General features: G+C 43.0%; 4 protein-coding genes. 1 reads left to right on the forward strand and 3 read right to left on the reverse strand.

Annotated features, from left to right (window positions below):
* Positions 1-992 precede the first annotated feature (992 nt).
* Positions 993-3,608 carry a DNA mismatch repair protein MutS gene (gene mutS / locus QVP90_RS06980; RefSeq protein WP_021936026.1) on the forward strand — a complete coding sequence of 872 codons (2,616 nt, stop codon included), beginning with the start codon at positions 993-995 and terminating at the stop codon, positions 3,606-3,608.
* Positions 3,609-3,760: 152 nt separating this feature from the next.
* On the opposite strand, the gene QVP90_RS06985 is transcribed toward mutS, so the two are convergent.
* The 3 genes from QVP90_RS06985 to QVP90_RS06995 form a co-directional block, all read right to left on the reverse strand.
* Positions 3,761-4,903, reverse strand: a complete 1,143-nt coding sequence (locus tag QVP90_RS06985; RefSeq protein ID WP_021936027.1) for a PDDEXK nuclease domain-containing protein — start codon at positions 4,901-4,903, stop codon at positions 3,761-3,763.
* Positions 4,904-5,329: 426 nt separating this feature from the next.
* A complete protein-coding gene (locus tag QVP90_RS06990) occupies positions 5,330-7,543 on the reverse strand; it encodes a glycoside hydrolase family 3 C-terminal domain-containing protein (RefSeq protein WP_021936028.1) in 2,214 nt (737 codons plus the stop codon).
* 15 nt (positions 7,544-7,558) lie between these two features.
* On the reverse strand, positions 7,559-8,205 hold a 647-nt coding region (locus QVP90_RS06995; RefSeq protein ID WP_288203995.1), incomplete at its 5' end, for an alginate lyase family protein.

Here is an 8,205-nt window from a genome sequence, read left to right on the forward strand (position 1 = left end):
CTCCGTCTGTAGTGGTGTTATAAGCAAACTGGGTAAGATTTCCGTTACTGAATGCATTGAATACGGATGTCATTGCGATTACTACTGATACTACTAAAGTTTTCATATGGCTCTTGTTTTTATGGTTTATATTCGATTCTTGTTTCTTTCGATGTTGCAAAGATAGGGTGGCTCCGGATCATAGTATGTTATCGTGATGTTATCTTTACGTTAATAATGATTCCTCTTCTTTTCTTTTGCGTTAGGGAGTACGATATGATTGCAAATCAGAGATAATCAGGATAAAGAAGAATATTACTATTGGTAATTTTTTCGGATGATTTCAAATTGCAGATAAATGAATAAATTGTATTTCTTGTATTGAAAATAAATAACAATTGTAAGCCTTTGTAAAACGTTGAATATGAGTGCGCTATACTGGTGACTGTTTTCTCTACGAGGATTGAAGCGAAACTCGTAGAGGAACGGGTCTAAACTCGTAGAGAAACCGAACGAAACTCTACGAGAAATAAATTGAATATTTATAATATGCAACAATCGTAGTGGGCCGAAAAGTGGGATTATTATCTCTTTGTAATAAAAAAGAAACAGACTGGAAAGGTAAGCGGAATAAAGGAAATCTGACTCTAAGCGGATTTAGTGGAAATGAAAAAGTAACGTATGGGCATAAAAAAAGGAGCAACGCCTTGCTCCAACCTTTGTTAACCTTAAATCTAATACTATGAAAAACACGATGCAAAGGTACTGCTTTTACGGATATCTGCAAATAATCCAAATAAAAACATGTGTTTAATAACATGTTTTAAGAACAATACGTAGGTTATTAATACTTAGGAAAGGTCTTTAAAGACTTTTTTACTATAGAATACTTTGAAGAAATCTTGCCATCGCCGGGATGGTAGATTTACAGGAAATCAGTATCTTTGTGCACTGAATCATTGAATTTTGAATCACTGGATCATTGAATTAAAAGAAAAAAGGAGACTACACCTGTGAACAACGATATCGAACTGACCCCCATGATGAAACAGTTTCTCGACCTGAAAGCAAAACATCCCGATGCGGTGATGCTGTTCCGGTGCGGAGACTTTTATGAGACTTATTCGACAGATGCAATTATTGCGGCGGAGATTTTGGGCATCACGCTGACTAAGCGTGCCAATGGAAAAGGCAAAACCATTGAAATGGCCGGATTTCCTCATCACGCATTGGATACGTATTTGCCTAAACTGATACGTGCGGGCAAGCGTGTAGCTATCTGCGACCAGTTGGAAGATCCGAAGATGACAAAGAAATTGGTGAAGCGCGGCATTACCGAATTGGTTACTCCGGGTGTTTCCATCAACGATAATGTCCTCAATTATAAAGAAAACAATTTTTTAGCAGCTGTACATTTCGGAAAAACGGGTTGTGGCATCGCCTTTCTCGATATCTCTACCGGTGAATTTTTGACGGCGGAAGGCCCTTTTGATTATGTAGATAAATTGCTGAATAATTTTGGTCCGAAAGAGGTGCTTTTCGAACGTGGCAAACGGGGTATGTTCGAAGGGAATTTCGGAAACAAATTCTTTACTTTCGAACTGGACGATTGGGCTTTTACGGAGACCAGTTCACGCGAGAAACTGTTGAAGCACTTTGAAACAAAGAATTTGAAAGGTTTCGGAGTAGAGCATCTTAAAAATGGTATCATTGCTTCCGGGGCTATTCTGCAATACCTGGATATGACGCAGCATACGCAAATCGGACACATCACGGCATTGTCGCGTATTGAAGAGGACAAATATGTGCGTTTGGATAAATTTACCGTGCGCAGCCTGGAGCTTATCGGTAGCATGAACGACGGTGGAAGTAGCCTGCTCAATGTTATTGATAAAACCATCAGTCCGATGGGTGCCCGTATGCTGAAACGTTGGATGGTGTTTCCTCTGAAAGACGAGAAGCCTATTAATGACCGTCTGAACGTAGTGGAATACTTTTTCCGCGAGCCGGAATTTAAGGAACTGATCGAAGAACAACTGCATCTGATAGGCGATCTTGAACGCATCATTTCCAAGGTGGCGGTGGGGCGTGTATCTCCTCGCGAGGTAGTACAGTTGAAGGTTGCCCTGCAAGCGATCGAGCCTATAAAAGCGGCTTGCATGCAGGCGGATAATGCCAGCTTGAACCGGATAGGAGAGCAGTTGAATCTTTGTATTTCCATCCGCGACCGGATAGATAAAGAGGTGAATAACGATCCTCCTTTGTTGATAAATAAAGGTGGGGTTATCAAGGACGGGGTAAATGCCGAACTGGATGAACTGCGTCAGATAGCCTATTCGGGTAAGGATTTTCTTTTGAAGATACAGCAGCGTGAAAGCGAACAGACTGGAATACCGAGTTTGAAGATTGCTTATAACAGTGTGTTCGGCTACTATATAGAAGTACGTAATGTACACAAAGACAAGGTGCCGCAAGAATGGATCCGCAAACAGACACTTGTGAATGCAGAACGCTATATCACCCAAGAACTGAAAGAATACGAGGAGAAAATCCTCGGAGCGGAGGATAAGATTCTGGTACTTGAAACACGGCTTTATACGGAATTGGTACAGGCATTGAGCGAATTTATTCCTGCCATTCAGATCAACGCCAATCAGATTGCCCGCATCGATTGTTTGTTGTCATTTGCCAATATAGCCCGTGAAAATAATTATATCCGCCCGGTTATCGAAGATAATGATGTGCTGGACATTCGTCAGGGACGCCACCCGGTTATTGAGAAGCAGCTTCCCATCGGTGAAAAATACATTGCCAACGATGTAATGCTGGACAGTACGACGCAGCAGATTATCATCATTACCGGTCCCAACATGGCGGGTAAGTCGGCGTTGTTGCGGCAGACGGCATTGATCACCTTGCTGGCTCAGATCGGTTCGTTTGTTCCTGCCGAGAGTGCCCGTATCGGATTGGTTGATAAGATATTTACCCGCGTGGGCGCCAGTGATAACATTTCGGTGGGCGAGTCTACATTTATGGTAGAGATGAACGAAGCGGCAGATATTTTGAATAATGTTTCTTCGAGAAGTCTTGTGCTGTTCGATGAATTGGGGCGCGGTACTTCCACGTATGACGGTATTTCGATAGCGTGGGCAATTGTGGAGTATATCCATGAACATCCCAAGGCGAAAGCGCGTACACTCTTTGCCACGCATTATCATGAGCTGAATGAAATGGAGAAATCCTTCAAGCGGATCAAGAACTACAATGTATCGGTGAAAGAGGTCGATAATAAGGTGATTTTTCTCCGCAAACTCGAACGTGGGGGTAGCGAGCACTCTTTCGGTATTCATGTGGCCAAGATGGCGGGTATGCCGAAAAGCATTGTAAAGCGTGCCAACGAAATTCTGAAACAGCTTGAATCGGACAACCGCCAGCAGGGCATCTCCAATAAACCGTTGAATGAAGTGAGTGAAAGCAGGGGAGGGATGCAGCTAAGCTTCTTCCAACTGGATGATCCCATCCTTTGTCAGATCCGGGATGAAATACTGAATTTGGACGTGAATAACCTTACTCCGATCGAGGCGCTGAATAAGCTGAATGACATAAAGAAGATAGTGAGAGGGAAATAAAGAGATTTACGATTAGACGATTGATGATGTACGATTGAAGTAACTCCTATATATTATAAACATGAATATAAGAGTAAATTGGAATCCTTGTATTTTCAATCGTACATCGTCAATCGTCTAATCGTAAATTCTTAAATAGCATATGCAGTAATTTAAAGTAGTTTTTCCAATTCTTCAACAGGTGGAAGCAGTTTCTTAAGTCGATCATCCATATCGGCTGTGGTTTTGTATGTCACAACGCCCATAGGTTTATCATAATCTTGGATTACATATTCCACGAATTTCTTATTGGCACTTTTACAAAGAATGATTCCGATAGACGGATTCTCATTAGGTTTGCGAACTTCATCGTCAAGAATACGCAGATAAGCTGCCAACTGACCAAGATAATTGGTCTTGAATGATCCATCCTTCAATTCCACACAGACGAGAGCCGCCAACTCTCTATTGAAAAAGAGTAAATCAGGGAACTCCTCTACGCCATATTTCTCTAAATGATACTGATTCCCCACAAACGTAAAGTCCTTACCGAATGTCATAATAAACTCTTTCACGTTCTGAATAATACTCTGTTCAATTACCCGTTCGTCTCTATCTTTCTCGCGAACGAATAATTCTTCTACATTGATAAAATCAAGCAGATATTCATCTTTGAACATTGTGATTGCACGATATGCTTCCAACCGATCGGGGATAGTCTTTTTAAAGTTGTTAGGTAACTCTCCCTGATGACTATACAAGTCGCTGTCTATCATTCGTTCCAACTCTCCAACCTTTGCTTTTGTATCAGCTGCAAATTGAATATAGAATTTACGTTTCTCAGTATCTTTTACTTTGCTGACAATGGCATAATGATGAGTAAAACCTATATTCATAAAAGCAGTAATAGGAAAATCTGCATCTATCTTGAACTGAACTGTGGGTAATTCGTTCGTTTCAACGAACGAATTTTGTTCGTCAGTTACCAATTTGTTCGTTTCAACGAATGGATTATCCGAAAGCATTCGCCACTCTTCGTAAAAGGTGCGCATCTTTCGTAAGCTTGGGGCTGAAAAGCCCCTCAGCCCTGGTAACTCTTTGCGTAGTTGCTCGCTGATAGCTTCAATAAACCCTTTACCCCAATTTTTATTGCGAGTGTTTACAGAAACATATCGTCCGATGCCATAATAAAGAGCCAATTGCTCTTGATTTATCACACCTAATGCCCGTTGCTGGCTCTGCAAAATAGCCCCTTTAATCGCTTGAACTGCATTAACGAGCTCGCTATATTGGGTATTATTTATTATTTCGTCCATATCCTTTATTGCTTATATTATTCAATGATACTTTCACTATCATCATTATTTTTTTCTGCATTTTTTAGGACACATTCTTTACGTATATTAACATGACACCTGTGGACACAGAAATGTTTACAGGTGCTATACATGCCAATATCTTTGCTTACCATGTAGTCTTATATCTTTCTTTGACCTTTACCTTTTCAAGTTTTTTCTATCAGCAGGTATTTCATGAATACCCCAAAAACAGATCTGTCTCGGCTAACTCATAGATTCAGTTTTATACCAAAAGTGGACCTTTGGATTAATAGCTTCACCATCATACTTTTTGTTAAAAACCGAATTGTTAAATTTTGACTACAAAGTTAATGAAAAGATTCAATACTGATATTTAATTAGTCATAAATGTCTCATTCAATGAAATAAGCAGATTGGTATCATTTATTTTAGATTAAACTTGGCTTTTGCGCGTATGTCAGTAGATGAGCTGCCTATGAAGATATTGAATTTGCCTTGTTCGGCTTTCCAGTCCTGTATGGCTTCATCGTAGAATTTCAGGTCATTGGAGGTGATGTTGAACTCTACCACCTTTTCTTCGCCCGGATTCAGTTCTATTTTTTGGAACCCTTTCAACTCTTTGACAGGACGTTCCAATGAGCTTTTTTCATCACCGATATAGAGTTGCACAATCTCTTTTCCTTTTACTTTTCCGGTGTTTTTTATAGGGATAGTAACGGTCAGTATCTCCTTTTCGTTCATTTCGGAGGATGAAAGAAGGGCTTTTCCATATTGGAAAGTGGTGTAGCTTAAACCGTGTCCGAACGGGAACAAGCTCCGGATTTTATGTTTGTCCGTCCAACGGTAGCCTACGAATATGCCTTCGTTGTATTTCACGTTGATGCTGTCACCGGGATACTCTCCGACGGTATGTGCCGGATAGTCCTCCAGGCGGACAGCGAAAGTCATCGGTAACTTGCCGGAAGGGTTAACATCTCCAACCAATACGGAAGCAATGGCATTACCGGATTCCGTACCGCTGAACCAGGCTTCCAAAACAGACGGCACCTCTTTGATCCACGGCATTGCGACTGCATTTCCCGAAATAAGAATAACGGCTATGTTCTTATTTACTTTGCTGAGTTGGGCTATCAGTTCGTCCTGTCCGTAAGGCAAATGATAGTTGAGCCGGTCCGTGCCTTCGCTGTCCTGGTGTTCGTTCTTATTCAGACCTCCGAAGAACAGTACAATATCCGCATTTTTGGCAGCTTCAAGAGCCTCTTTCGTTAGTTTCTCCGCATCGGGAAGCCGGTATCCTTCGGGAACGATGTACCGGGGATCTCTCTTATCGGTGAGCGGGCTTGCATATCCGGGAGCGTAAACCAGTTCGACGGCATTGCCTACCCGTTTCTTCAGCCCTTCGAGCGGAGAAACTTCGTATTTCACTTTCAATGAAGAAGAGCCACCTCCCAATGTCATGACTTTCGTGGCATTTTCGCCGATAACGGCTATTTTCTTTATTTGGGAAAGATCGACAGGCAGCAATCCGTTTTCGTTCTTGAGTAGCACGATGCCGTTTTCGGCAATGGTGCGTCCTGCCAGTGCATGTTCTTCCGTGCCGAATGATCCCCATGGCTTTTGAGTGTTCATGCTTGTCCGGAACATCATGCGAAGCAGCCTGCGCACTTTGTCATTCACGGTGTTTTCTTCGATTTCTCCGTTTTTGATCTTTTCCAGTAGCGGCAATGCCATGTAGTAGTTGTTGTAGGCATTGGTTTTTCCCCAGCTCAATCCGTCTGTCCATGTTCCCATTTCCAGATCGAGTCCATAATAGGCCGATTGGTAAGTGTCGTGTACACCTCCCCAGTCGGAAATCACAGTTCCGTCGAAATTCCAGTCTTTTTTCAGTATATCGTTCAGCAAATACTGGTTGTGGCAGCAATGTTGGCCTTTGTATTGGTTGTAAGCCCCCATAATGGACCATGTTCCCCCTTCCAGTACGGCCGCTTTGAAAGCAGGCAGGTAAATTTCGTGCAGGGCGCGGTCACTGACCTCCACATTGATGTGTCCGCGATACATTTCCTGATTGTTCAATGCAAAATGCTTGACACAGGCGGCCACCCCGTTTTGTTGTACCCCTTTGATGTATGGCACTACCATTTTAGCGGCCAGATAAGGATCTTCTCCCATGTACTCAAAGTTTCGTCCGTTGAGTGGTGTGCGGTATATGTTGACACCCGGACCCAGCAGAACATCTTTCCCCCGGAAGCGGGCTTCTTCGCCTATCGACTTGCCATACAGGACCGACATATCAAGATCCCATGTGGCGGCAAGGCAGGTCAGTGCAGGGAAAGCGATGCAGGAATCACTGGTCCAGGCAGCTCCTTTCCATTCATCCCACAGCACCTCTTCCCGGATACCGTGTGGTCCGTCGGTCATCCAAAGTTCCGGTATGCCGAGACGGGGTACGCCATGGGAACTGAATTTAGATTGTGCATGGCACAATTTTATTTTTTCTTCCAGAGTCATTCGTTGAAGTGCATCTTCCACGCGTTGCTCTATCGGTTTTGTTTCGTCCAGATAGATCGGAGTTTTGTTTTGCGCCGTGGCAGACATTGCCAGGCATGTGAATGCGAATAATTTAAAAAGCTTTTTCATGTTGTAAGATAATCTTTATTGATAATTTTCAAAAGAAGTGGGCATCAGCGTGGGGAATGTCCAGCAGAAGTGATGGTTGCGGTAAATGATCGGACGCTTCCCTTTTACATATTCCACATAATAGTTGTCATTGTATAGGTTTGCCATTGCTTCGAGAAGGTTCTCGGGCCAGACTTCATTTTTCCCAGTATTCGGGTTCTTGTCCCATTTCCATTCTTTAGGATGTTTATTATAGTAGGCCATATAGTCCAGCGCTTTTTTTATGGAGGTTCCGTCTTGTTCCAGAGCGAACAGATTCTCTCCGGTGAGATTGTACACCAGCCAGCACGCTCCGGTCATCGGTGCCAGTGAGAAATAGGTGTACCATATGCCGTTGCCGCCTCTCCGGGTCTCTTCGGGCATGCTGCCGTCTGTTGCTATTTTATGGAATAAGTCCGATTTTATCAGGCGCACGTTTTCCGCAACTTCTTTTTTCTCATTTAGGAATGAAGCCGCCAGCAGCGAGCCGAAACGTCCCCAATCCGCCCAGTTGTTCTGATGAACCCGGATGGTATTGGCGGCGTGCTGGTAGATGCGTTTCACCCATTTCCGGAAATCCTTTTTCTCTTTATTGCTCCAAAGCGGATCGTCTGCCATCAGTTCCGCTGCCATCAGGAATGCCG

Origin of the sequence: Bacteroides sp. CAG:189 (assembly GCF_000432295.1) — a bacterium.
In the GTDB taxonomy this organism is placed as follows: domain Bacteria; phylum Bacteroidota; class Bacteroidia; order Bacteroidales; family Bacteroidaceae; genus Bacteroides; species Bacteroides salyersiae.